A 23,528-nucleotide genomic window follows, 5' to 3' on the forward strand; every position below is an offset into this window, starting at 1 on the left:
TGTCCATCCTAGCACTCCTCGGCATGGTCCTCTGTGTCGGGCGTTCGCGCGCGGGGGAGGCCCAGACAAATCTGCAACTCGATGTCGTGATCAATTCCATGCCCGCCCGAACAATCGGATCGTTCGTGCGGTTCGACGACGGTCGTATCGGCGGAACGGTAGAGGAACTCGAAAGCCTCGGCCTGCAACCGGGCCCGCCGCATCGACCGGGCGAGATCATCGCACTGGATGATATCCCGACCCTAAAGTATCGATATGAGGAGAGAACACAGCGGATATTCATTGCCGTCGACGAAGCCGGACGCAAGCCGCAGCTCTTTGACGCAGGCGGCGCCAGCGGGAACCGGCCAAAGGCGCGGGCCGATCTCGGCGCGGTGCTGAATTATGACCTGTTGAGTTCAACCAGCAACGCAGCTACCCCGAGATTGATCGGGCTCGGTTACACATCGCTTTTGCTGGATGCCCGGGCGTTTTCGCCTTACGGCACCGCCGAACAGTCGGCGATCGTCCGCACTGGTCCGCAGCAGCCTGCGCAGGCGACACGGCTGAATTCGTCTTTCCAGTACTCCGACCAGGACCAGATGATCGGCTACGTTGCTGGGGATACGATCAACGGTGGACTGGCCTGGTCGCGGCCGATCAGGATCGGTGGCCTTCAGGCTCAGCGGGATTTTGCCCTGCGGCCCGATCTCATTACCGCGCCGCTCGCGACCATCGGCGGTAGCGCGGCAGTGCCGTCAACTGTCGATGTCTATGTCAACAACATCAAGACATTTTCTCAGGACGTCGCGTCCGGCCCTTTCAGCGTAAACAACGTACCGCTGATTTCCGGCGCCGGCACGACGCAACTCGTGGTGCGGGATTCGGCAGGTCACGAAATCCAGACGTCGGCGCCGTTTTATGCGACCTCGAGCCTGCTTGCGCCGGGGCTGAGCAGCTGGTCGGTGGAGGGCGGAGTGCCGCGGCTGTCCTACGGCTCGAGCAGTGACGTCTATGTCGGCTCGCCGGTCGGGTCTGCAACCCTGCGACGAGGTATCTACGACGGCTTGACGGCAGAGGCGCACGTCGAAGGCGGAGCCGGCGTCATCAACGGTGGCATCGGTGGTATCTTCAGGACCGGGACGATCGGTGTCGCCGCCGTGGCCTTGGCTGGCAGCGGAAGCGGCACGAACCGCGGTCTGCAGAGCTACGCTTCCTATGAGACGAGGCTCTTCGGCGTGAGCATTTCGGCGAGCTCGCAGCACACGTTCGGCACCTATGACGACCTTGCCTCGGCGACCGCAAGATTGCAAAACATCGCGGCGTTGAACGGCGGCCTGCAAAATCTGAACGGTCTGTTCAATTACCTGCCCGGCAGTATCGCTTCATTGTCGAACTCGTTTGCCTATGTGACCGGCATCTATGGCAGCGCCCGTGCGCCGGTCGCGCTCGATCGCATCACTTTCAGCGCTCCGATGCCGTTCGACCCCCGGGCCAGCCTGAGTGCAAGCTTTGTCGGTCTGCGCGATGACTCAGGCCATCATTCCAATATCGTGACGGCCTCTTACTCGCGTTCGTTGCCCTACAATGCGTCGATATTCGCCACCGTCTTCCACGATTTCCGTGCCAAGAGGAATACCGGCATGTTTGCCGGTTTGAGCATCCCTTTTGGCGACTCTGCTTCGATCACGACCGGGGTCTCGAGCGGACGGGGCGGTACAACCGGTAGCGTTGATGCCGTCAAGTCGCTTGGGCCGGAGCCCGGCAGCTACGGCTGGCGCGTCCACGATTCCGAAGGCTCATCGAGGTACCGGGAGGCAACAGCTTCCTACAGGTCGAGCTACGGCACCATCCAGGCAGGCGCAAGCCAGGCGGGATCCGGCAGCGTGGGATCACTGGAATTGCGCGGTTCGATCACCACCATGGGAGGCGGTGTTTTCCTTTCGAACTGGATCGACGACAGTTTCGCGGTGGTCACGACTGGCGTGCCGGATGTCGAGGTCCTCAGCGAGAATCGCCGGGCCGGTGTCACCAATTCCAGCGGCATGCTGTTGATCCCGACGCTCCGGTCCTACCAGAAGAACAAGATTGCGATCGACCCGACGAACCTTCCGGTCGACGACGAAGCAGCAACGACGCATGACATCGTCGCTCCGGCCGATCGCGCCGGGATGCTCGTCAGATTTGACGTCCGCAAAGAGACGACGGCTGCGCTGGTTACCTTTGTCGGGCCTGACAATCGCGTTCTGCCGGCCGGGGCTGTCGGCCATATGACTGGTGGAGTAGAGTTTGTCGTAGGCTACGACGGACAGGCCTATATCAGGGGACTCTCGTCAATGAACGAAGCCGAAATCGAATTTGCCGACGCACGCTGCCGCGCCACGTTTGCGTTCACTCCGAGGCCCGGCGAACAGGTCCGGATTCCTGGGGTCGCGTGCCGATAATGCAGTCATTCATACGTAGATAGTGTCTTCCTACATCAATCTCCCCGACCATCTGTTCCGACCAACGCGCATTGTGAGATCGAAATCGTGGTCATCGGCTCAAAGCGAACTTTGGTCTTCGCCTTGCTCCTGCAATTTGCGGCATCGTTTTCGGCCCACGCCCAAAGCTGCTCCGTTACCTCGGCGTCCGGCAACTACGGATCTGTCGACATCCTGGCGGGTGGCGCCGTCGATACGACCTCGACATTTACCGTAACATGCAGCGGCTGCACGCTCGGCTGCACGGTCAATGCGTGTGTGCAATTCAACCAAGGGGCGCCCAACAGCAGCAGCTCGGTTCGATCGCTGGGAAGTGGAGCGAATACAGCAATACACGAGCTCTACTCGGATTCCGCGCGCACGCAGGTCTGGGGATCCTGGGGATATGGTACCACCGCGTACGGCTCCGGTGGCGTCAGCATCAATCTCAGTCTTCCTCTTTTGGGCGGGCCCGCGCAACAAACTCTGACCGTCTATGGGCGCTTTCTCGCCAATCAGCAGGCAACGATACCCGGGACCTACGTCTGGAGTACGACATCTCCGGTCGTCGCCTACGCGGCCTATCTTCTTACAAGCCCAAATTGTTCGTCGAACCCGGGAACGACGACAAATGCGGGCTCCTCGCCCTGGACGGCGACAATCGCCGGAAACTGCATTGTTTCGACCACGCCACTCAACTTCGGTAACGCTTCGCTGTTGACGTCGAATATTGACGGCGTTGGAACGATTTCAGTGAAGTGCACCAATACGACCCCGTACTCGATCGGCCTCGACAACGGACTACATGCAAGCGGCAGCCAACGGCGCATGCAGGCAAGCTCCAGCTTCATAAATTACAATCTCTATACGGACGCGGCCCGGACCAGCGCCTGGACAAGTACGACATCCGCTACAACCTGCACGTCCGGTGCCAATACCTGCGTGCTTGGCACAGGAACAGCGTTGAATCAGAACATTTCAGTCTATGGGCGCGTTCCACCGCAAACCTCGCCCCCTCCGGGAGCCTACGCCGACACCATCGTCGTCACCGTGACCTTCTAGCCCGATCTTCCCGGATGAGCGGTTTGAAAATCCGAACGTCAAAATCGACACAATGCCGATCGCAGAAGATGTCCAACTCCTTCAATTTCGACAGCCGATGGCCGCACCAGTTTCAGAAGCGAGCTCACCGAAACGCAACGAACGCGATCAAACTCCAACCAAAGCGCAGCCAAATCAACCAAACCGATCGTTACCCCGCCGCTCATAAGGGTCTGGTTGCAGGTTCGAGTCCTGCCGGGCCCACCATTCGAATCAAAGCCTTGATTAGATCAAAGCCCTGGCTCCGGGACCCATGCGCGCTGCGTCGATGGAGCCGTTCGGCATCGCACTCGCCGCATCATCTCGCTGCGGTCAACTCACTCCCAGGCCGCCTGGAAAATGGCGCGGTAGCCGTCGGCATCGACAGGACGCGGATTAGTGGCGGTGGAATGATCCCTCGCCGCCTTCTCCGCCATGTCGTCCAGCACCGAGGCCGGCACACCCATGGCGCGCAGGCCGCGCGGCAGATTGAGCTCGGCATTGAGCGCATCGAAGAACGTGGCAATGTCGGCATCTTCGGGCAGACCGAGCGCCAGCCTCAGCCGCGGCAGCTTGGCCGCGATCGCCGGACCATTGTAGCGCATCACTGCAGGCATCAGCACCGCATTGAGTGTGCCGTGATGCAGGCTCGGCGACGCGAGGCTGCCAAGCGCGTGCGACAAGCCGTGCACTGCGCCGAGGCCCTTCTGGAAGCACAGGCCGCCCTGCAGCGCGCCCATCATCACTTCGGCGCGGGCGTCGCGGTCATCGCCCCCCGTCACGGCCTGCTTGAGATCGCTGACGATGCGCGACGCGCCATCGAGGGCGATCGCATCCGCCGGTGGATTGAAGCGCGGCGACAGATAGGTCTCGACGCAATGCGACAATGCGTCCATGCCGGTCGCGGCCGTCAGTGCCGGCGGGAGGCCGAGCGTCAGCAGCGGATCGCAGATCGCCCGCGCCGGGATGAGATGCGGACTGATCAGGCCAACCTTGCGGCCGTCCTCGAGCGTGATGAGGGCCGCGCGACCAACCTCGCTACCGGTGCCGGCAGTGGTCGGAATCGCGATCAGCGGCGCGACGGCGGCGGTGATCCGCGCGACACCGCCATCGATTGCGGTATATCGCGCCAGCGGGCCGGCATGGGTGGCGAGCAGCGCCACCGCCTTGGCAAGATCGATCGGCGAGCCGCCGCCGAGCGCGACGAGGCCGTCGCATCCGGCCTCGCGATAGCACGCGAGCGCCTGCAGCGTCGCACGCTCGGTCGGATTCGGCGGCGTCGCGTCGAACACGACAGGCGCAGTGCCGAGCGGAGCGGTCACGCGCTCCGCCAGGCCGGCCGCGACAATGCCGCGGTCGGTGACGAGCATCGGCCGACGGATGCCGAGCGCCGCGATCTCATCGCCGAGCGCGTCCGCCTCGCCGAAGCCGAAGCGAATGGTGGTGAGATAGCTGATCAGCGCCATGGCCTATCGTCCGTTGCGCCGATCGATCAGAGATCGGTGCGTTCTTCGGCGATGTCGCGACGCTGCTCCATGTTGAAGCGCCCCGCATAGATCGGCCGCCCGCCGGTGGTCGGACCGGGATACTGCACGATCAGGATATCGCCGCCGGTCGCGGTCTCGAACTTGCCTTCGAAATGCGGGTCCGGATGAAAGATCATCGTGCCCGCCGTGTAGAGATTGTCGTCGATCCTGAATTCGCCGCTCAGGATATACCAGACCTGCGCGAACTCGTGATTGTGAATCGGATGATGCGCGCCCGGCTCCAACCGCAGGATGCCCGCGTTCGGCTCGGTCGGCCGCTCCGGCCGCGGGTGGAACAGCATCTTGCCGGTCTCGCCAGGCCAGCGGATGGTCTCCCACTCCACATCGTCGATGTGCTTCGCCTCATACGGCAGGTGCCTGCCGGTCGCGGTTGCGGTCTGCATGGATCAGTCTCCTTGGGGCTTGCTCTTGGGTGATCGAGGCGGGGCGGCGGCGCTCGGCACGCGCCACCAGTCGAAATGCTCGGCCTTCTGCGGCGACTTCGCGACCACCATCAGGATGCGCGCTTCATCCTCGCTGATGTTGTCGGCGCGGTGCGGCAGCTCGGAATTGAGGAAAATGCCTTCACCGGGCGCGAGATCGAACACCTCGGCGCCGACGTGGAAGCGGATGCGTCCGCTGATCACGTAGCAGTATTCCTGTCCCGGATGCGACACCATCAGGTCCATCCGGTTCTTGCGCGGGAACGAGAGGTGAAACACCTCCAGATCATCGTTCGGCATGCCGCCCGCGAACAATCGCCAGCGATAGCCGGTGCTCGGGATGCTCTGGTCTTCACCATCGTCGCCATGGCGATGCAGCGTGACGTGGCTGCGCGACTGGTCCTGCGGCGCAGCGAACAATTCGCTGACGCCAATGTCGAGCGCCTGCGCGATCTGGATCAGATTGGCAACGGAGCTCGACACCTGCCCGCGCTCGAGGCGCGACACGAAGGCGTCGGACAGCCCGGTGGTGTCGGCCAGATCCTTCAGCTTCATGCCACGCTCTTCCCGCAGCGAGCGAATGCGTGCTCCAAGCCTCGCCAGCGTCTCGTCCTGCGTTTTCATTGCTCCGACCCTCTCCTTAATTTGCTTCCTTGTCAATAAAAATTGCTCTACAAGCAATTTCTATCGTGCCCGATGTTGAAATCGCAGGAATTTCCAGTGGTTCTTCGCACCGATGCACAAGCGAATTGCGTATCACGCAACAAAACCAAACAGCAAACAACACGACCTCCGGAGGAGCACCCGACCATGACAACCACTCTCAGGGCCCTATGCGCGGCGATGACCGCGACGCTGCTGCACATTCACGTCGCGCACGCCGCGATGTCCGACAATGTGATCCGCATCGGGGTCCTCAGCGACCGCTCCGGCGCCTATGCCGACCTCGGCGGCGAAGGCTCGGTCGTCGCGGCGAAGATGGCGGCGGAGGAGTTCGGCAACGCGATCGGCGGCGTGCCGGTCGAGATCGTCTCGGCCGATCACCAGAACAAGCCGGACATCGGACTTGGCATCGTCCGGCGCTGGTTCGACACGGAGAAAGTCGATGCCGTTGCCGACATTTCCAATTCGGGCGTGGGTTTCGCGGTGACCGCTCTCGCCAAGGAACGCAACAAGATCGTGCTGAACGCGTCGGCCTCCTCGGACTTCACCGGCAAGGCCTGTACCCGAACCTCGTTCCAGTGGGTCTACACGAGCTATACCAACGGCTACGGTCTCGCGCGGGCGCTCACGGCGCAGAAGCTCGACAGCTGGTTCCTGATCACGGTGGACTATTCGTTCGGTCACGCCTTCGCGACCGACATGCGTCGCGCGGTCGAGAACGGCGGCGGCAAGGTGATCGCGCTGGCCAACGCCGGCGCCGACATGACCAACTCGGTGAAGCAGGCGGCCGAGTTCGGCATCACCCGCGGGCAGGCATTGGTGGCACCGACCGTATTCCTTACCGACGTCGACGCGATGGGCCTTGCCGCCGCGCAGAACCTGCAGTTCGTCACTGCATACTACTGGGACCGCGATGCCGAGTCGCGGGTGTGGGCCGACAAGTTCTTCGAGAAGGTTGGGCGGATGCCGACCATGACCCAGGCCGGCGTCTATTCGGCCGTACGGCACTACTTGCGTGCGGTGCAGGCCGCAAATTCCGACGATGGCCTCGCTGTCGCAGCCAAGATACGCGAATTGCCGGTTGCCGATTCGTTTGCTCGCGGCACGATCCGCACCGACGGCCAGTTCGTGCACGACATGTACCTGGCGCGCGTCAAGACACCGGCGGCCTCGAGCCGACGATGGGACTACTACGACATCGTTGCCACGATTCCCGCCGAGCAAGCCTTCCGCCCGCTCGGCGAGGGTGGCTGCGAGTTGGTCTCGCAGTGACGACGCAGGCGGACGGTGGCCAACACCATCGTCCGCCATCGCCCATAACGGCCTGTATGCAGGTGGCGAGCGACGTCTCTTGGGCTACGTCGGGCGCGCCTTCGCCATCGAAGCCTCAATTCGATAGACCGCTGTCCAGCGCTCAACCGCCGAAGTCAGTTGCGCGCCTGACGCCGAAGAAATTGCGCAATCGGCATCAAGGCGTCGATCGAGGGCAAACCTGCGCGCGCCTCACCGTATGACGACCAGGGATAGGGGATAGTCGAAAGCCCTTGCAGGACGGGCGTCTGATAGCTAGCCGGCAGCACACACATGAACTCAATCTTGATGAGCAGCCGCTTGACGCGACCGTCTCCGGCGGCATCAAAATCCCAGGTGTACTTACCACAACCGACGCGGACGTCGCCGTCGGACTTGTTTGACATCCCCACCAGCCAGTCGCATTGAAACTGTGGAAGGCGATTGGACCCAGGGCGCGAGAGGCAGAAGGTGCGCACATTCTCATACTGCGATCCAAAGTTTCGTACGAGAACGTCGGTGACGCTCTCCAATCCATGAGCGGAGCTTGGAAAAGAGATTGCGTCGGTCAGGAGCAGCATCTGGAGCTCACAATCCTGCACGAATGCACGCTTCATGAGCTGAGGCAGGTTTCGGTCCTTGGCCTCGATGTACGTGCTGATCGCCTCGGCTGCGGTGATCGATTGGGGCTCACTCAAGAATTCTCTCCACGGCTGCACGAACAGATGCCAGGTGACGGCGGTGCCAACGACGCCGCAGGAAACAACAAGATGGGTGCCGCCAAACCAAGCCCCACAATATACCGCAGGCTCGATTCCTTCACCCGCACACCGCTGCGAAAGACGATTGCGATCAGGCTGCCGGAAATGCCGAGCACCGATCTGTCTGAATGGCAATGCCGACAGGCGCCCCCATTGGCCAGCGCAGAATGGCCTGCTCGCCCGGGGATCGCACCAGCAGCCGTTCCCCGGCGCACTCGATCTGAAGGTCGACGTGGCCACCCTGGTAGATCTGAGCAACAACGCTGCCCTTGATGGCGCACGGCTCCTCGGGCGCCACAACACTGAACTGCTCGGGGCGGACGAACAGGTCAACCGCCGCGGACTTCTCGAGCCCGGACAGGCTCTCGCCCGACACATTCACCAGCGCATCGCCAAGCGCGACGGTCGCTTGCTTGGCCTGCACGCTCACAAGCTGGCCACGCAGCCTGTTGTTGTCGCCGACAAAGCCGGCCACGAACGGGTCCGCCGGGCTGCGATAGACGTCAACAGGGCTTCCGAGTTGCCTGATACGGCCTTCGGACATGACAGCCACACGATCGGACATGCTCAAGGCCTCGCCTTGATCGTGCGTCACGAAGATCGTGGTCAGACCCAGCTTGCGCTGAATTTCCCGCAGCTCCACCTGCATCGAGGTCCGCAGGCTCTTGTCCAGCGCCGAGAACGGCTCATCGAGCAGCAAGACGGTCGGATTGATGACGAGCGCGCGCGCAAGCGCAACGCGCTGCTGCTGGCCGCCGGATAATTGCCGGGGCTTGCGGTTCTGCATGCCCTTCAGCTTGACCAGCGCGAGCGCTTCGGCGACGCGCTTGTCCCGCTCAACCCTGGGGACCCGCCGCGTCTTCAGGCCGTAGGCGACGTTTTCCGCCACACTCATGTGCGGAAACAGCGCGTAGTTCTGAAACATCATGCCGATGCCACGCTGGTAGGTTGGAATGTCATTCACGCGCTTGCCTTCGATCGAGATCGAACCGCCGTCCGGGCCCAGAAAGCCCGCGGCCAGCTTGAGCAGCGTGGTCTTGCCGCATCCTGATGGACCAAGCAGCGTCACGAACTCGCTACGGCCAACGCCAAGCGTAACGGCGTTCAGGGCCACGACATCGTCAAATCGCTTGGCCACGGCGTCGAAATGGACCGCCGTTTGTTCCCCTTCAACATTCGCCAACGGCTTCAAGATCCGTGCTCCCTAGTGAGACTGCTCGATATTGAGGACCTTGCCGAGGCCCAGGAGCGCATTGGCAAAGGCGATCAAGGCGGCGGTACCGACGATATACATGACCGACAATGCCGCCATCGACGGGTCAGCGAACTCGCGCACGTAATTGTACATCGCGACAGGAAGCGTTTGGGTACGCTGCGAAGTCACGAACAGCGAGGCCGTGAACTCGTTGAACGAGAGGATCGCCGCGAACAGCCAGCCGCTGACGAGTCCGGGCAGCAGCAGCGGCAGCGTGACGGTGGTCAGGACGCGAAGCGGTCCGGCGCCGAGGCTCGCAGCAGCGTGTTCATAACTCTGATCGAGATTCCTCAGCGAGACATACACGCTGCGCAGCACGAACGGCAGCACCAGGATAACGTGGCAGATCACGACGACCGCAAAACCGCGGCTCAGGCCGACTTGCGCCGCGAGGATGAGAAAGCCGAGCCCTACCGTGAAGTGCGGAATCACCAGCGGCGAAATCAGGATTCCCTCGATGGCGGACTTGAGCGGAAACTTGTACCGGTCGATGACAAACGCGAACATGCCGCCAACGCAGAGCGCGATCGTCGAGCTCCAGGCGGTGACGATCAGGCCGTTGAAGAACCCTTGCCGGAAATCCTCGTAGGCGAGGGCTCGACCGAACCATCGCCACGACCAGGTCTGCGGTGGAAACGACAGGATCGGCTTGTCGTTGAACGCGGCGATCGTCACGACTACCGCCGGCAGCACAAGAAAAGCGATGATGACGAGCACCGTCAACAATCCGGCCCAGCCGAGCACTCTCTGATAGGTCGAGCGCGGGATCATCAATGCACCTCGATCTTCTGAAGCGGCCGGGAAGCAAGCTGAAGCAGTCCAAGCACGAGGGCGGTCAAAGCCAGCCCGGCCACGCACAATGTCGCGGCGAAGGGAAAGTTGAAGCTCGAAAATCCGGGCTGGTAGACCAGATTGGAGATCATATTGACGCGGCCGCCACCGATCAGCTGCGGCGTGGCGAATGCCGAGAACGTCCAGGCGAATGCCGTCGTGGTGCCGGCGACCACGCCGGGCAAGGACAGCGGCAATGTCACGGTCAGGAACACGCGAATAGGACCGGCTCCCAGGCTTTCAGCCGCTCGGGAATAGTCGCGGTCGATATGGGACAATCCGGCGGCCAACATGATGACCATGACCGGCAGCGTGACATGCACGAGAGCAACCACAACGCCGAATGGCGTGAACATCAGCTGGAGCGGCTTGCCGACAAGGCCGAGCGACATCAGCAAGGAATTGATGAACCCATTGTTGCCCAGGACGATGATCCACGCATAAGTGCGAACGACCTCGCCCAGAAACAGCGGCGTCACGACAATCACGAGGAGAATGGAGCGGAGGATCGGCTGTTCGACGCGCACAAGCGCATAGGCCAGCGGATATCCGACGATCAGCGTCACGACCGCGGTCATCGCGCACACGACGACGGTATCGAGAAACACGCGCGCGTAAAGCGGTTTCAGAAGGTCGGCGAAATTCCCCAGCGTGAACCCGCCGGGGTCGAGCGATCCCGGCACGTAGGCCCTGAGGCTGTATTGCAGAACCGCAACCATCGCCGCGAGGAACCCGATCGCACAGAGCGTCGCCGGCGCCGTGAAAATGCGCAGAAATGGCTGCTGATTCATGATGCGGGACCGATCTGGCAACGGATCAGTTCATGATGTTTTCGGCGAACCATTTGCGCCATTCCGCCGTCTTGCTGGCGCGCAGCTTGGCGTCGATGTTGATCTGCTGCTTCCATTGCTCCGCCGACGTGAAGACGCCCGGAAGCTTGGCGATTTCAGGATCGATCTTCGCGTTGAGGACTGCCGGGCTTCCCTTCTTCTGCTTCGAGATCTCGGCCTGGATATCGGAGTCGTAGAGCGCGTTGATGAACTTGTGTGCGAGATCGACCTTCTTCGACCCCTTCATGACCGCGACGGTGTCGATTCCCAGTACCGCGCCCTCTTTCGGCATCGCGAGCGTGATCGGAATGCCCTGCCCGATCATGTAGTAGGCATTCATCGAAAGCACGATCTGCACCGGCGTCTCGCCGCTCGCGAGCAGTTGCTGGCTGTTGGCATCGTTGGTGTAGAACGCCTTGAAGTTCGGCTTGAGCGCCTTGAGCTTCTCCTCGCCTTTTTCCCAATGGGCCGGGTCGGCGCCGGCAAGAATGGCAGCGACCGCAATGATGTGACCGGGATCGAAATCCGGAGCGGCAAGCTTGTCCTTCAGCTCCGGCTTCCAGAGATCATTCCAGCTCTCGAACTTGGTGTCCTTGATCAGATCGGGGCGGTAGCCGATCGTGTAGACATAGGCCCAGGCGCCGAGATGGTAGGGACTGATGCGCGCCTCGTCCGCGAGGTTCTTCGCATTCGGGATCTTCGATGTATCGATCGTCTCGAACAACCCGTCATTGGCATAGAGCCACCCGACATGCGACGTCGTGAACGTCACGTCGCTTTCGGGATTTCCCTTGGCGAGCTTTTCCTTGTTCAGTCGATCGATGGTGCCGCCGGTGATGAATTCGACAGGGACGCCGGTTTCGGCGGTGAATTTCCTGGCAACCGTCTCGGCCACCAGATCGCGCCAACTGCCGCCCCAGATACTGACAACAAGCTTGTCTTGCGCGTGAGCCGGCAAAGCAATCAGAACAGCGATCAACACAGACCAAAGGCGAAGCATAGCTGCAGTCTCCCTCCAGCGAGGGAATGCAGCGCCCGGCTCCAGCTGCAATCCTCGGTCATGAAATTAAACTTATCATCTGCTTAATAGTACCTTTTATCAGGCACCTCGTCGACCTGCAATAGGTTTGTCTTATCGACAATAGTACCTTTTGCGATTAGCCTGCGCGCCACGTTGGTTGAAATCACGGAGGCAGTCGATGACGACATCGACGGAAGCTTTAGAGGCCCATCGGCCGTCTGCCGTTCTCAATACGCTCGAGCGTCTTGGTTTCGGCACCGTCGTCTCTGTCCCCGACAGCTGGCTGGGCGAAATCCTTATTCGCATCGACCGGCAGCCGGGCATGACGCTGGTGCGCGCAACCCATGAAGAGGAGGCGCTTGCGATCGCTTGTGGAAGCCGGCTCGGTGGCGTTCGCACCGCCCTGCTTGTGCAGAATGCCGGCGTACTCAGCATGGGTGCGGGCATGGTGTCGCTCGCGCAGCGCTATCAATTTCCGCTTCTAATGCTGGTGTCCTATCGGGGCACGCCCGATGATCCGGTCTTCTATCATGTGCCGAAGGGCCGAGCGACGGAGCCGGTCTTCCGGGGCATCGGCCTCGCCCATGCCTGCACCGATCGATACCGCCCGATCGGTCCCCAGGTCGAACATGCCGCAACCTATGCGGAAGAAGCTTCGTGTCCGTTTGCCCTGCTCATGGGTCGGGAGGATATCCAGTGGTGACCAATGCACGACCGACCCGGGCGGATCACTACAGGGCGCTTGCCGGCAGTCTGCCGTCCCGCGCGCTCGTCGTGACGTCGCTCGGCAATGCTTCGTATTTGTGGGCATCGCTGCATCACGCGCCGGAGAACTTCTACTTCGAAGACGCCATGGGACTGACACTCCCGCTGGCGCTGGGCCTGGCGCTCGCTCAACCGGACCGTCCCGTCATTGCTGTTGAGGGCGATGGCGCCCTGCTCATGCATATGGGCGCGCTCGTCACGATTGGCGCGATGAACCCGTCAAATCTCACCATCCTCCTGATCCAGAACGGCGTTCACGCAGCTTCGGGCGGCCAAGCCTTGACCAACGCGACGCTCGATCTGGCACAGCTGGCGCGCGCCTCGGGAATCAAGCACGCCGAAAACCTGAATGCGCCGAGCGCACTTGCCGCCGGCATCGCCTCAGCCGAAAAGCGCGATGGCGTCGGAGTCCTGGTTCTGGCGACGGAGCCCGACGTCGAAGTCCTCCGACCGCCGATCTCGCTCGATCCGGTCGCGACAAAACATCGCTTCATGGCTGCGATTGAGGCACCACGTTACGTCCCGACGCTGTTCGGTGGCGGGATGCTCGAGCGGCCCTAGTCAGCCGGTATTTCCCTTGCGCAAATCCGTGGCGGTCCGCTTCGTTGCCGAAGCGGGCCGCTTTTTTTTAGGCGCTCCGACATACCGCTGGGCTGTCGGACGACGCTGCGATCTTAGGCACAGGACGTCGAAACTTTGAACTTGTCCGCCGTTCATCACTTAGTACGATGTTTAGGACGATAGACTATTCGCCGGTTCGCTCGCTCTTGATGAGGACGACGACAACGATGCACAGCAACCAGGACGCCTTGCGGATTGATATCGCCGCGTCGATTTCCGTCGGCATGCCCGTTATTCACTTCAATGGCGGCGGCTCCCCGGTCCAGACGAACAAGTTTGGTGAGACGGCGGCTGCGGGTCAGCCGCAACACGGCGAGCGTCGAATGCCGGTGCCCCAGGCCTTGCTGATGTGGATTTGCTCGTCATCCGGTGAGGCATGGCCTTCCCTCGAGCTCATCCTGGGCGGCACGCTGTCGCCGCGGGACCCGGTCGGATCCGGCGCTTCATAGGCTGTCTGCTTCCGGCTTGGCCAACCGCAAGGCCCTGGCACGGGTTCAGCGCCATTCGCCGCGTGCCTACATCGCCTTGACGATGTTCTCGGTGACCTTCTTGGCGTCGCCGAGCAGCATCATGGTGTTGTCGCGGTAGAACAGCGGGTTGTCGATGCCGGCATAGCCCGACGCCAGCGAGCGCTTGATGAACATCACGGTGCCGGCCTTCCAGACCTGCAGCACCGGCATGCCGTAGATCGGCGAGGTCTTGTCCTCTTCGGCGGCAGGGTTGGTGACGTCGTTGGCGCCGATCACAAACGCGATGTCGGCCTGCGCGAACTCCGAGTTGATGTCCTCGAGCTCGAACACCTCGTCATAGGGCACGTTGGCCTCGGCCAGCAGCACGTTCATGTGGCCGGGCATGCGGCCCGCCACCGGGTGAATGGCGTACTTCACCTCGACGCCTTCCTTCTTCAGGATATCGCCCATCTCGCGCAGCGCGTGCTGGGCCTGCGCCACCGCCATGCCGTAGCCGGGCACGATGATGACCTTGGAGGCGTTCTTCATGATGAAGGCCGCATCGTCCGCCGAGCCGAGTTTTGCGGGTTTCTGCTCGCCCGAGCCGCCGCCGGCCGCCGCGGTCTCGCCGCCGAAGCCGCCGAGGATCACCGAGATGAACGAGCGGTTCATCGCGTGGCACATGATGTAGGACAGGATCGCACCCGACGAGCCGACCAGCGCGCCGGTGATGATCAGCGCCGAGTTGCCGAGCGTGAAGCCGATGCCGGCCGCGGCCCAGCCGGAGTACGAGTTCAGCATCGAGATCACGACCGGCATGTCGGCGCCGCCGATCGGGATGATCATCAAGACGCCGAGCGCCAGCGCCAGGATGACGATCAGCCAGAAGTCGAGCGCGCTGCCGCTCATCACCAGGCCGACGATGAAGAACACCAGCGCCAGGGCGAGGACGATGTTGATGACGTGGCGGAACGGCAGGATGATCGGCGCGCCGCTCATCCGGGCCGACAGCTTCAGGAACGCGATCACCGAGCCGGTGAAGGTCAGGGCGCCGATCGCAACGCCGAGCGACATCTCGACCAGGCTCTGCGGATGGATGTTGCCGGGCGTGCCGATGTCGAAGGCTTCGGGCGCGTAGAACGCACCGGCGGCGACCAGCACCGCGGCCATGCCGACCAGCGAGTGGAACGCGGCGACGAGCTCCGGCATCGAGGTCATCGGCACCCGGCGCGCGATGACAGCGCCGATGCTGCCGCCGATCGCGATCGCGACGATGACCAAGAGCCAGGCGACGCCGTCGGCCGGCGGATGGCTCGCCAGCGTGGTGGCGACCGCGATCGCCATGCCGATCATGCCGAAGAAATTGCCCTGGCGCGACGACGCCGGGCTCGACAGGCCGCGCAGCGACAGGATGAACAGCACCCCCGCCACGAGATACAGAACAGCAGCCAGATTGGCGTTCATCTCAGGTCCCCCTTTGTCTTCGTCACCCCGAGGTGCACGCCGCTCACTTGGCTTTCTTCTTGTACATCGCCAGCATGCGCTGGGTGACCAGGAAGCCGCCGAAGATGTTCACGCAGGCGAAGATCAGCGCCACGAAGCCGAAGCCGCGGGCCCAGCCCGAGCCGCTCGACACCATGCCGACGCCGACCGCGAGCAGCGCGCCGACCACGATCACCGACGAGATCGCGTTGGTCACGCTCATCAGCGGGGTGTGCAGCGCGGGGGTCACCGACCACACCACGAAGTAGCCGACGAACACGGCAAGAACGAAGATCGACAGCCGGAACACGAACGGATCGACGGCCTGCGCGAGATGCTCCATGGCTTCTCTCCTTACTTCGGCTGGAAGTTGGGATGGATGACGGCGCCGTCCTTGGTCAGCGCGGTGGCCTTCACCAGCTCGTCGTCCCAATTGACCGCGAGCGCCTTGCTGGCCTTGTCGACCATGGTCTCGATGAACGAGAACAGGTTGCGCGCATAGAGGCTCGAGGCCGAGGCGGCGACGCGGCCGGCGACGTTGGTGTAGCCGACGATCTTGATGCCGTCGGTCTCGACCACCTCGCCGGGCCTCGCGCCCTCGACATTGCCGCCGCGCTCGACCGCGAGATCGACCAGCACGGAGCCGGGCTTCATCGACTTCACCATCTCGCCGCTGACGAGCTTCGGCGCCGGACGGCCCGGGATCAGCGCGGTGGTGATCACGATGTCCTGCTTCTTGATGTGCTCGGCGGTCAGCGCGGCCTGCTTGGCCTGATACTCCTTGGACATCTCCTTGGCGTAGCCGCCGGCGGTCTGCGCGTTCTTGAACTCCTCGTCCTCGACCGCGAGGAATTTGGCGCCCAAGCTCTCCACCTGCTCCTTGGTGGCGGGCCGCACGTCGGTCGCGGTGACGACGGCCCCAAGCCGGCGCGCGGTCGCGATCGCCTGCAGGCCGGCGACGCCGACCCCCATCACGAACACTTTGGCAGCCGGAATGGTCCCGGCGGCGGTCATCATCATCGGGAAGGCCCGGCCAAACGCTTCGGCGCCCTCGATCACCGCGCGGTAGCCGGCGAGGTTGGCCTGCGAGGACAGCACGTCCATCACCTGGGCGCGGGTGATGCGCGGCATCAGCTCCATCGCAAACGCCGACACGCCGGCATCGGCCATCGCCTTCAGCGCGGCCTCGTTGCCATAGGGATCCATGATCGCGATCACCAGCGCGCCGCGCTTGTACTTCGCGAGCTCCGAGGCTTCGGGCCGCTTCACCTTGATGATGATGTCGGCATCCTTGAGCGCATCGGCGCTGACGGTGGCGCCGGCCGCGACAAGCTCCGAATCGGGCAGCCCCGACTTGACGCCCGCGCCCGGCTCGACCGCGACCTCGGCGCCCAGCGCCTTGAACTTCTTGATGGTATCGGGCGAAACCGCAACCCGCGGCTCGGACGCATCGATTTCCTTGGCAACGGCGATCTTCACGCTCACAGCACCACTCTTGAGAACCAACGAGGTCATTCACCAAATCAGCGACGCAAGCACGGCATGTCCCAGAGGATCGTCCTCGATCCCAGGGTGGCCGCCTGCGTCGCGGGATTTTCCGGCTTGGCAACGCCGACGCATCAATCGCGCGGCGTCTCGAGCCCAAAGGAGACAATTCCGCCGGGCTCGAAGTCGGCGCATCGTTGCGCAAACTTGACGATCTCAGCACGAGCTTTTCGATCCCGCACCCTCATGAACGACGCGAGAAGCACCAGGCACTCGTCGGAACCCACCTCGTCCCTCGCTCGCGCCGCACCGCCCATGAGAGGCTCGTCATTCACCTACGGTCATCCGCCCAAGTAGGCAGATCGCACATGTTCGTCGTCGATGAGATCCTTGCCGCTGCCGGACAGAACGATCGAACCCGTCTCCAGAAGATAGGCGTAGTCGCACATCTCGAGGGCCGAATAGGCGTTCTGCTCGACCATCAAGACCGTCGTCCCGGCTTTCCTGATGCTATCGATGATCGAGAACACCTGTTCGACGATGTTGGGCGCCAAGCCGAGCGACGGCTCGTCAAACATCATCAGCCTGGGCTTGGACATGATCGCGCGGCCGATCGCCAGCATCTGCTGCTCGCCGCCGGATAGCGTCCCGGCAACCTGATGCCGGCGCTCGGCCAGTCGCGGAAACATCCCGAAGATCCGCTCCCGATCCGCCGCGATCTCCCGACGGTCGGTCCGCAGATAGGCGCCCATATCGAGATTTTCGTCGACGGTCATATCAGGGAACACACGCCGCCCCTCGGGGCAATGAGCGATTCCCTTGCTCAGGATTTCCCGCGCCGAGCACTTCGTAATGTCGTGCCCATCGAACGTAATCCGTCCGGCAGCCGAAGGCAGGATTCCCGAGATCGCCCGCAACGTCGTGCTTTTGCCTGCACCGTTCGCTCCGATGAGAGCGACCAGCTGCCCCTGCCCGATCGACAAGGTGACGCCCTTGAGGGCCTCGACCTTGCCATAACGGCAAACAAGACCATTAATGTGCAGCATGCCGGCTGGCTCCTTCACCGAGATAGGCACGAATGACCTCGGGATTGCCGCGGATCGCCGCGGGCGGCCCTTCGGCGATGATGCGGCCGTAGTTGAGCACGACGATGCGATCGGAGACGCCCATGACCATGGGCACATCGTGTTCCACCAGCAGGATCGACATGCCGCGGCCGTGCAGCTTGTTGAGCAATTCCATGAACCGGGAGGTTTCCGTCGCGTTCATGCCCGACACCGGCTCATCCAGCAAAAGCATCGAAGGGTCTGTAGCAAGGGCAAGCGCGACACCGAGCAAGCGCTGATCGCCGTAAGACAGCGACCCGGCGAGTTCGTCGGCACGGCGCGCGATCCCGACGATCTCAAGCAGCTCGTGCGCAAGATTCCTCAACTCCGCCTCCGCGCGCCCTTCGCGCGGCAGCGCCAGCAGCGTATCCAGCAGTGTCGACCGGCTCCGCCGGTGCAAGCCGATCATCACGTTCTCGAACACGGTCACGCTCTGGAACACGCTGGTGCGCTGGAAGGTCCGCGCCAGGCCGAGCGAGGTGACTTCATGCGGCTTGAGGTTGCTGAGCGAGGTATTCTTATAGCGCACCTCGCCCTTGGTCGGCCGCAGAAAGCCGGTGATGACGTTGAAGGCGGTCGTCTTGCCGGCACCGTTCGGTCCGATCAGGCTGACAATCTCACCCTGGTTGACGACGAAGCTCATATCGGTGATCGCAATCAGTCCGCCGAAATGCACGGCGATATGTTCAACGGACAGAACTGGCTGCGGAGCGTTGGAGGGTATGGTGCTCATGGCGTGTCGTGCATCTTGGCTTGGAGAGGCTCCGGATCCGCGCGAGTGCTAGGCGCTGCGAACCACTTCTCGATGGCGGGGACAATGCCCTTCGGCAACACGAAGACGATGATGATCATCAGCAGGCCATAGAGGATCCACTGGATCTCAGGCGTAGCGAAAGACCGGGCAGCGACGGGAATGAAGCCGAAGATGAGGCCGCCGACGATGGGTCCCGCGAGGGTGCCCTTGCCGCCCGAGATCACCATGATCACCATCGTGACCGTGTAAAGGAACGCAAACACGTCGGGATCGATGATCTTGAGGTAATGGGCGTAGAGGCTGCCGGCGGCCCCCGCGATGCCGGCCGAAAAGATCGCGGCCAGCACCAAATAGCGGGTCACGTCGATCCCGACCGAGACTGCGAGCGACTCGTTCTCCTTGAGCGCAATCATTGCGCGCCCGACGCGGGAGTAAACCAGACGCTGGATGACGATGTAGGACACCACGAGGACGGCAAGCACGAGATAGTAGTTGGATTGCTTGCTGTAGAAGTCGAGATAGCCGACTCCGGGGAATCCCAGCGTCATCGGCGGGATCGAGGTCAGGGCGAGCGGGCCTTGGGTCAACTCGACCCAGTTCAGCGCGACCAGCCGGACCACTTCCGCAAAGCTGATGGTCACGATAACGAAGTAGGCACCCCGCACCTTGAAGGACAGCTTCCCGACAGCATAGCCGCAGAGCGCTGCCACCAGTGTGCCGATCACAAACCCGGTCCAGACCGGCCAGGGTTCGTGAACCACGCGGATACCGCCGATCAACTCGACATCGAAGCCCAGCGACACCAGCGCGCTGGTGTAGGCTCCAATTCCAAAGAACGCGACGTGGCCAAGGCTCAACTGTCCGGTGTATCCGAGCAGGAGATTGAGGCTCATCGCCGCGACAATGAGGATACCCGTCGTGATGAAGGCGTTCAGCAGATACGGATCGTGCAGCCAAAGCGGGACAGATGCGAATGCGGCGAGCGCGATATAGGGGATCAGGCGCTTCATCCGATCCGCTCCGCGCGTGCAAACAGGCCGGTCGGCTTGAAGAGGAGAACGACGATGATGATCAGAAAGCCCATGGCATCGCGATAGCCCGACGAAACGTATCCGGCACCGAGCTCCTCGGCCAACGCCAGCAGGAAGCCGCCGATGGTGGCCCCACCGATGCTGCCGAGACCACCCAGGATGACGATGGCAAAAGCCTTCAGCGAAGCGAGATTGCCCATTTGTGGGGAGATGACGTAGACGGGTCCGAGCAATGCACCCGCCGCTGCCGCGAGGCTCGAGCCGATCGCGAACGTCGCCATGTAGATGAACTGGATGTTGACGCCCATGAGCGAAGCAGCGTCACGATCCTGGAAGGTGGCGCGCATTGCCTTTCCGAGCTTTGTGCGATTGATCAGGAGATAGGACACGCCGATCAGGACAAGGGCAGCGCAGAAGACGAACAGGCGCAACCAGGACACCGAAATCGAACCAATGACGAGCGGAAGCTCGGGGAACGGCGTCGAAACCGACTTCGCGACCCCACCCCAGACGAACTGCTCGCCATTCTGCATCACGATCATGGCGCCGATCATGACGAGCATGGTCGTATCGATGTCCGCGCCACGCATCGGGCGCAGCAAGACGACCTCGATCAGCGCACCGGCAAAGCAGCCCAGGACGACCGCCATGATCAGCGCAAGGAAGAAGTTCAGGCCGAGCATCACGCCGACGAAATACAGCGCATAGGCCCCGAAGGAGTAGAGCTCACCGTGCGCGAAATTGACGACGCGCATGATGCCGAAGATGAGCGTAAGCCCGATGCCCAGCAGCGCGTAGGTGCTGCCCAGAATGAGCGTGTTGACGATGTGTTGCAGAAGCTCGGTCATGCTGATTTTTTCGGCCGAAAGACCGCTGATCCTCTCTTCAGAGCATGTTTATGGGCGAGGCAATGCCAAGGCGCCACCGATTATGGTGGCGCCTTCCGCAATCGTCGAGCTCAGGAGCCCGACAGGACGATCTTTTCGTTCACGATCTTGATCAGATAGAGGTTGGGCATGCTCTGGCCGCTTTCCTTGCCGGTCGGCCCTTGCTTCTGGAACTTGATCTGACCATTCAGGCCAGGAAAGTCGGTCGTCCAAAGCGCATCGGTGATCGCCGCGGGCTCTGCCTTGCCGGCCCGCTGGATCGCATTGGCGATGGTGCGAATTCCGTCGTAGCCACGGAAGCTTTCAGTCGCGCCGGCGATCGCATAGCCACGCTTTTTCCACTCGCCGAGGAAATACTTCGTCGCTGCCGGATCCGGGGTCTTGTCCGGATACCAGGGCGCGAAGGTCGTCAGATGCATGGAGCCGTTCGCTGCGGCGCCGGCCTGCTCGATCAGCTGATCCGGATTCTGCGAGCCGCCGGTGGTGACGATCCGCTTGGTGATGCCGAGCGCTGCGGCCTGCTTCAACACCAGGGTCAGCTGCTCGACCGCGGTCGTGACCATGATCGTGTCCGAGTCGGTTGCCTTGATCTTGGCAAGCTGGGCGCTCATGTCCTGGGCGGCCTGATCCATGATCTCCACGAGGCCGACCTGAATGTTCTGGGCCTTCATGATCTTGCCGAAGTCCTCGGCTGATCCGCGGCCCCAGTCGTTGTTGATGACGAGGAAGTCGGCCTTCTTGATCCCGAGTGACGGCATGATGGCCTTGAACTCGGTCGCCTCGACCGAGGACGGCGGCGAGATGCGGAAGATGTAGGAATTGCCCGACGTCGTGATCTTGCTCGAGGACGAGGTCTCCACCACCATCGGGACCTTGTATTCCATGAGCTTCGGCATCACCGCAAGCGTCAGGCTCGAGCCCCAGGCACCCATGATCACGGGCACCTTGTCGCCGGTGATCAACTTCTCGGCGACGGCAGCGGCCTCCGTCGGATTGCTCTTGTTGTCTTCGATGACCAGCTCGATCTTGCGACCGAGCAAGCCGCCCTTGGCGTTGATTTCGTCGGCGGCAATCTTTGCGCCATTCACGACATAGGTACCGGAAGCGGCGAACGGACCGGTGAGCGGCTCATTGACGCCGATCTTGATGGTCTGCGCCGCTGTGCCCGTCGCCAGTGCGGTCGACATCGCCGCGGCGAGGGCCGCGCTCGTAATCAATCCGTGTGCTCGCTTCATCTTTCCTCCTGTGCTCGCATGAGCCGTGCCTAGGGAACGAAACACCAGTGCAGCGCGCCAGCTTATGGGTGCTGGCCATTCGTCACCGCCAGGATGATCCTATCATCCTATTCTTAGTATCTTAAAGATACTTCTAATCCGTCGTCAAGCAGGCGCCCTGCTCTATTTTTGTTTTCGCAGTGCCCTCATTTGACGCAGCCGCCCATCATTTGCGCGATTGCTTTCGCCTAGACCAATTTCGAAACTCCTTCGACGGACACGATGCCGCGCGTGCCGATCAAGCGTTCGCCAAATTCGCTTCTTTGTTGAACTCGATGGTGAGTTGATCCCATTCGCCCAGGCTGTCCTGAATCCTGCTCCAGAAGGACTGCGAGCGGCGCCGCTCAAAATCGGCAACTGAAACCCCCTGCTGCTCGACCCAGGTGTAGTAGCCGAGGTTGAAGACGGCGCGGCGCGAATGCTCCGTCAGCTCAACGACGTTGTCGGAGGCGGCGCCGAGCAGGCAGGCGCCGAAGATTTCGGCGGCATTCACCTGATCAAGGCCACGCGCGTAGTGCTTCTCTTCAAACTGCCTGCGTTCGCTGCCGTACATGGAAGCGCTGTCCGTCGCCACGGTGACAATGGCCTTTTCGGGCCCGTAGTTCATCTGCTTGGCCAGCTTGATCGAGGCGATGATGTTGGCGAGCCCGGAGATGCCGATATGGTCAAAGGCGCGCACCAGCGCGGGTTCGAGACCGCGGCGCGTCTCGAGATAGTCCCGGCCCGCCTTCGTGCCGAACAGTAGATTGAGCTGGTCCGTGGTTCGGTCCGAGACCCCGACGACGAAGTCGAGGTTCATGACATTGTGAACGAGCGGGATGTGCTTGTCGCCGATCCCCTGAATGTTGTGCTCGCCATAGCCATTGTTGAGCATCGTCGGGCATTCGAGCGCCTCGACGGCGACGACTTTCGAGCCCCAGCGTCTCTTGAGAAAATCCCCCGCGGCGATCGTCCCCGACGACCCGGTTGCCGAGACGAAGGCCGCCAATTCGTGGTTATCGTCTTGATTGAACGCCTTGAAGGCATCTTCCGCTGCGCGCCCCGTGCATTCATAGTGGATGAGATAGTTCGAGAACGATGAGAACTGGTTGAGAATGACGTTGCTGTCGTCGCGCCTGAGCTCCGCGCACTTGTCGTAGATTTCCTTGACGTTGCTCTCGGTACCGGGCGTCCGGATGATGTCGGCCGGATCCGTCACCCACTTCTCGAGCCATTCGAAGCGCTCGCGGCTCATCCCTTCGGGTAAGACGGCAACGCCGCGACAGCCGAGGATCCGCGAAACGGCGACACCGCCACGACAGTAATTGCCGGTAGAAGGCCAGACAGCCTTCTGTTTGGATGGATCGAAGCGCCCGGTCACGAGCTGCTCGATCAAGGCGGCATAGGCCGGCAGGACCTTGTGCGCGCCGATCATCGGAAAGCGATCGCCGAGCAACACGATGATCTTGGCATCGACGCCGGAGATCTCCTTTGGCAGCACGATATGGCCCGGCACCAGGTCCCTGCCCCTGCGGTCTTCCGCATTGTACCAGT

The 23,528-nt window shown here is 62.2% G+C and carries 23 protein-coding genes; 6 read left to right on the plus strand and 17 right to left on the minus strand.

All coding sequences use genetic code 11. The annotated features are described in order from the left end of the window. Positions 1 to 23: 23 nt before the first annotated feature. Positions 24 to 2,423: a fimbria/pilus outer membrane usher protein gene (locus AAFG13_RS15705; RefSeq protein ID WP_342712562.1), complete on the plus strand. Its 2,400-nt coding sequence runs from the start codon at positions 24 to 26 to the stop codon at positions 2,421 to 2,423. A gap of 87 nt (positions 2,424 to 2,510) precedes the next feature. Continuing rightward, positions 2,511 to 3,503 carry a spore coat U domain-containing protein gene (locus AAFG13_RS15710; protein ID WP_212320490.1) on the plus strand — a complete coding sequence of 331 codons (993 nt, stop codon included), beginning with the start codon at positions 2,511 to 2,513 and terminating at the stop codon, positions 3,501 to 3,503. A gap of 356 nt (positions 3,504 to 3,859) precedes the next feature. Here AAFG13_RS15710 and AAFG13_RS15715 read toward each other — a convergent pair whose 3' ends face one another. The 3 genes from AAFG13_RS15715 to AAFG13_RS15725 are packed head-to-tail and all read right to left on the minus strand — an operon-like array spanning position 3,860 to position 6,114. Further along, positions 3,860 to 4,987 (minus strand): iron-containing alcohol dehydrogenase, encoded by a 1,128-nt coding sequence (locus AAFG13_RS15715; protein ID WP_342712563.1) that lies wholly within the window; start codon positions 4,985 to 4,987, stop codon positions 3,860 to 3,862. A gap of 26 nt (positions 4,988 to 5,013) precedes the next feature. Continuing rightward, complete coding sequence (locus AAFG13_RS15720) at positions 5,014 to 5,451, minus strand: hypothetical protein (protein ID WP_342712564.1); 438 nt, start codon at positions 5,449 to 5,451, stop codon at positions 5,014 to 5,016. 3 nt (positions 5,452 to 5,454) lie between these two features. Continuing rightward, positions 5,455 to 6,114, minus strand: a complete 660-nt coding sequence (locus tag AAFG13_RS15725) for an XRE family transcriptional regulator (protein WP_092116250.1) — start codon at positions 6,112 to 6,114, stop codon at positions 5,455 to 5,457. Between the two features lie 186 nt (positions 6,115 to 6,300). Here AAFG13_RS15725 and AAFG13_RS15730 point away from each other — a divergent pair, with 186 nt between their 5' ends. Continuing rightward, positions 6,301 to 7,425, plus strand: coding sequence for an ABC transporter substrate-binding protein (locus AAFG13_RS15730; RefSeq protein ID WP_342712565.1), 1,125 nt, complete (start codon positions 6,301 to 6,303; stop codon positions 7,423 to 7,425). 155 nt (positions 7,426 to 7,580) lie between these two features. Here AAFG13_RS15730 and AAFG13_RS15735 read toward each other — a convergent pair whose 3' ends face one another. The 5 genes from AAFG13_RS15735 to AAFG13_RS15755 all read right to left on the minus strand — a co-directional run bounded on the left by AAFG13_RS15735 (position 7,581) and on the right by AAFG13_RS15755 (position 12,120). Then, a complete protein-coding gene (locus AAFG13_RS15735) occupies positions 7,581 to 8,141 on the minus strand; it encodes a hypothetical protein (RefSeq protein ID WP_342712566.1) in 561 nt (186 codons plus the stop codon). A gap of 154 nt (positions 8,142 to 8,295) precedes the next feature. Continuing rightward, the gene (locus tag AAFG13_RS15740) at positions 8,296 to 9,396 is read right to left on the minus strand and encodes an ABC transporter ATP-binding protein (protein WP_342712567.1); all 1,101 of its coding nucleotides are present in this window, start codon (positions 9,394 to 9,396) and stop codon (positions 8,296 to 8,298) included. A 12-nt stretch (positions 9,397 to 9,408) separates the two neighbouring features. Continuing rightward, entirely contained in the window at positions 9,409 to 10,230 is an 822-nt protein-coding gene (locus tag AAFG13_RS15745; RefSeq protein ID WP_342712568.1) for an ABC transporter permease, read from the minus strand. Further along, a complete protein-coding gene (locus AAFG13_RS15750) occupies positions 10,230 to 11,081 on the minus strand; it encodes an ABC transporter permease (protein WP_342712569.1) in 852 nt (283 codons plus the stop codon). Before AAFG13_RS15750 ends, AAFG13_RS15745 begins: the two co-directional genes overlap by 1 nt. 25 nt (positions 11,082 to 11,106) lie before the next feature. Continuing rightward, positions 11,107 to 12,120, minus strand: coding sequence for an ABC transporter substrate-binding protein (locus AAFG13_RS15755; protein WP_342712570.1), 1,014 nt, complete (start codon positions 12,118 to 12,120; stop codon positions 11,107 to 11,109). A gap of 199 nt (positions 12,121 to 12,319) precedes the next feature. Between AAFG13_RS15755 and AAFG13_RS15760 the strand changes: the two genes are divergently transcribed. The 3 genes from AAFG13_RS15760 to AAFG13_RS15770 all read left to right on the plus strand — a co-directional run bounded on the left by AAFG13_RS15760 (position 12,320) and on the right by AAFG13_RS15770 (position 13,976). Beyond that, on the plus strand, positions 12,320 to 12,844 hold the full coding sequence (locus tag AAFG13_RS15760) for a thiamine pyrophosphate-binding protein (RefSeq protein WP_212320508.1): 525 nt from the start codon (positions 12,320 to 12,322) through the stop codon (positions 12,842 to 12,844). Positions 12,845 to 12,915: 71 nt separating this feature from the next. Then, positions 12,916 to 13,467 (plus strand): thiamine pyrophosphate-dependent enzyme, encoded by a 552-nt coding sequence (locus AAFG13_RS15765; RefSeq protein ID WP_342712571.1) that lies wholly within the window; start codon positions 12,916 to 12,918, stop codon positions 13,465 to 13,467. 227 nt (positions 13,468 to 13,694) lie between these two features. Beyond that, positions 13,695 to 13,976 (plus strand): hypothetical protein, encoded by a 282-nt coding sequence (locus AAFG13_RS15770; RefSeq protein ID WP_342712572.1) that lies wholly within the window; start codon positions 13,695 to 13,697, stop codon positions 13,974 to 13,976. A 66-nt stretch (positions 13,977 to 14,042) separates the two neighbouring features. Here AAFG13_RS15770 and AAFG13_RS15775 read toward each other — a convergent pair whose 3' ends face one another. From AAFG13_RS15775 to AAFG13_RS15815, 9 genes are all read right to left on the minus strand, one after another. After that, complete coding sequence (locus tag AAFG13_RS15775; RefSeq protein WP_342712573.1) at positions 14,043 to 15,440, minus strand: NAD(P)(+) transhydrogenase (Re/Si-specific) subunit beta; 1,398 nt, start codon at positions 15,438 to 15,440, stop codon at positions 14,043 to 14,045. A gap of 43 nt (positions 15,441 to 15,483) precedes the next feature. After that, positions 15,484 to 15,801, minus strand: a complete 318-nt coding sequence (locus tag AAFG13_RS15780) for a proton-translocating transhydrogenase family protein (RefSeq protein WP_016841609.1) — start codon at positions 15,799 to 15,801, stop codon at positions 15,484 to 15,486. 11 nt (positions 15,802 to 15,812) lie between these two features. Next, on the minus strand, positions 15,813 to 16,937 hold the full coding sequence (locus tag AAFG13_RS15785) for a Re/Si-specific NAD(P)(+) transhydrogenase subunit alpha (protein WP_342713340.1): 1,125 nt from the start codon (positions 16,935 to 16,937) through the stop codon (positions 15,813 to 15,815). 347 nt (positions 16,938 to 17,284) lie between these two features. After that, a complete protein-coding gene (locus AAFG13_RS15790) occupies positions 17,285 to 17,989 on the minus strand; it encodes an ABC transporter ATP-binding protein (RefSeq protein ID WP_212316312.1) in 705 nt (234 codons plus the stop codon). Further along, positions 17,976 to 18,782: an ABC transporter ATP-binding protein gene (locus tag AAFG13_RS15795; RefSeq protein WP_212316315.1), complete on the minus strand. Its 807-nt coding sequence runs from the start codon at positions 18,780 to 18,782 to the stop codon at positions 17,976 to 17,978. The genes AAFG13_RS15790 and AAFG13_RS15795 overlap by 14 nt, the downstream gene beginning before the upstream one ends. Further along, positions 18,779 to 19,813 carry a branched-chain amino acid ABC transporter permease gene (locus tag AAFG13_RS15800; protein ID WP_342712575.1) on the minus strand — a complete coding sequence of 345 codons (1,035 nt, stop codon included), beginning with the start codon at positions 19,811 to 19,813 and terminating at the stop codon, positions 18,779 to 18,781. The genes AAFG13_RS15795 and AAFG13_RS15800 overlap by 4 nt, the downstream gene beginning before the upstream one ends. Continuing rightward, positions 19,810 to 20,682: a branched-chain amino acid ABC transporter permease gene (locus AAFG13_RS15805; RefSeq protein WP_342712576.1), complete on the minus strand. Its 873-nt coding sequence runs from the start codon at positions 20,680 to 20,682 to the stop codon at positions 19,810 to 19,812. Before AAFG13_RS15805 ends, AAFG13_RS15800 begins: the two co-directional genes overlap by 4 nt. A gap of 110 nt (positions 20,683 to 20,792) precedes the next feature. Beyond that, complete coding sequence (locus AAFG13_RS15810) at positions 20,793 to 21,956, minus strand: ABC transporter substrate-binding protein (protein WP_342712577.1); 1,164 nt, start codon at positions 21,954 to 21,956, stop codon at positions 20,793 to 20,795. Positions 21,957 to 22,233: 277 nt separating this feature from the next. Further along, positions 22,234 to 23,433, minus strand: a complete 1,200-nt coding sequence (locus tag AAFG13_RS15815; RefSeq protein WP_342712578.1) for a pyridoxal-phosphate dependent enzyme — start codon at positions 23,431 to 23,433, stop codon at positions 22,234 to 22,236. Positions 23,434 to 23,528: the final 95 nt, after the last annotated feature.

The organism is Bradyrhizobium sp. B124, from assembly GCF_038967635.1.
GTDB lineage: Bacteria > Pseudomonadota > Alphaproteobacteria > Rhizobiales > Xanthobacteraceae > Bradyrhizobium.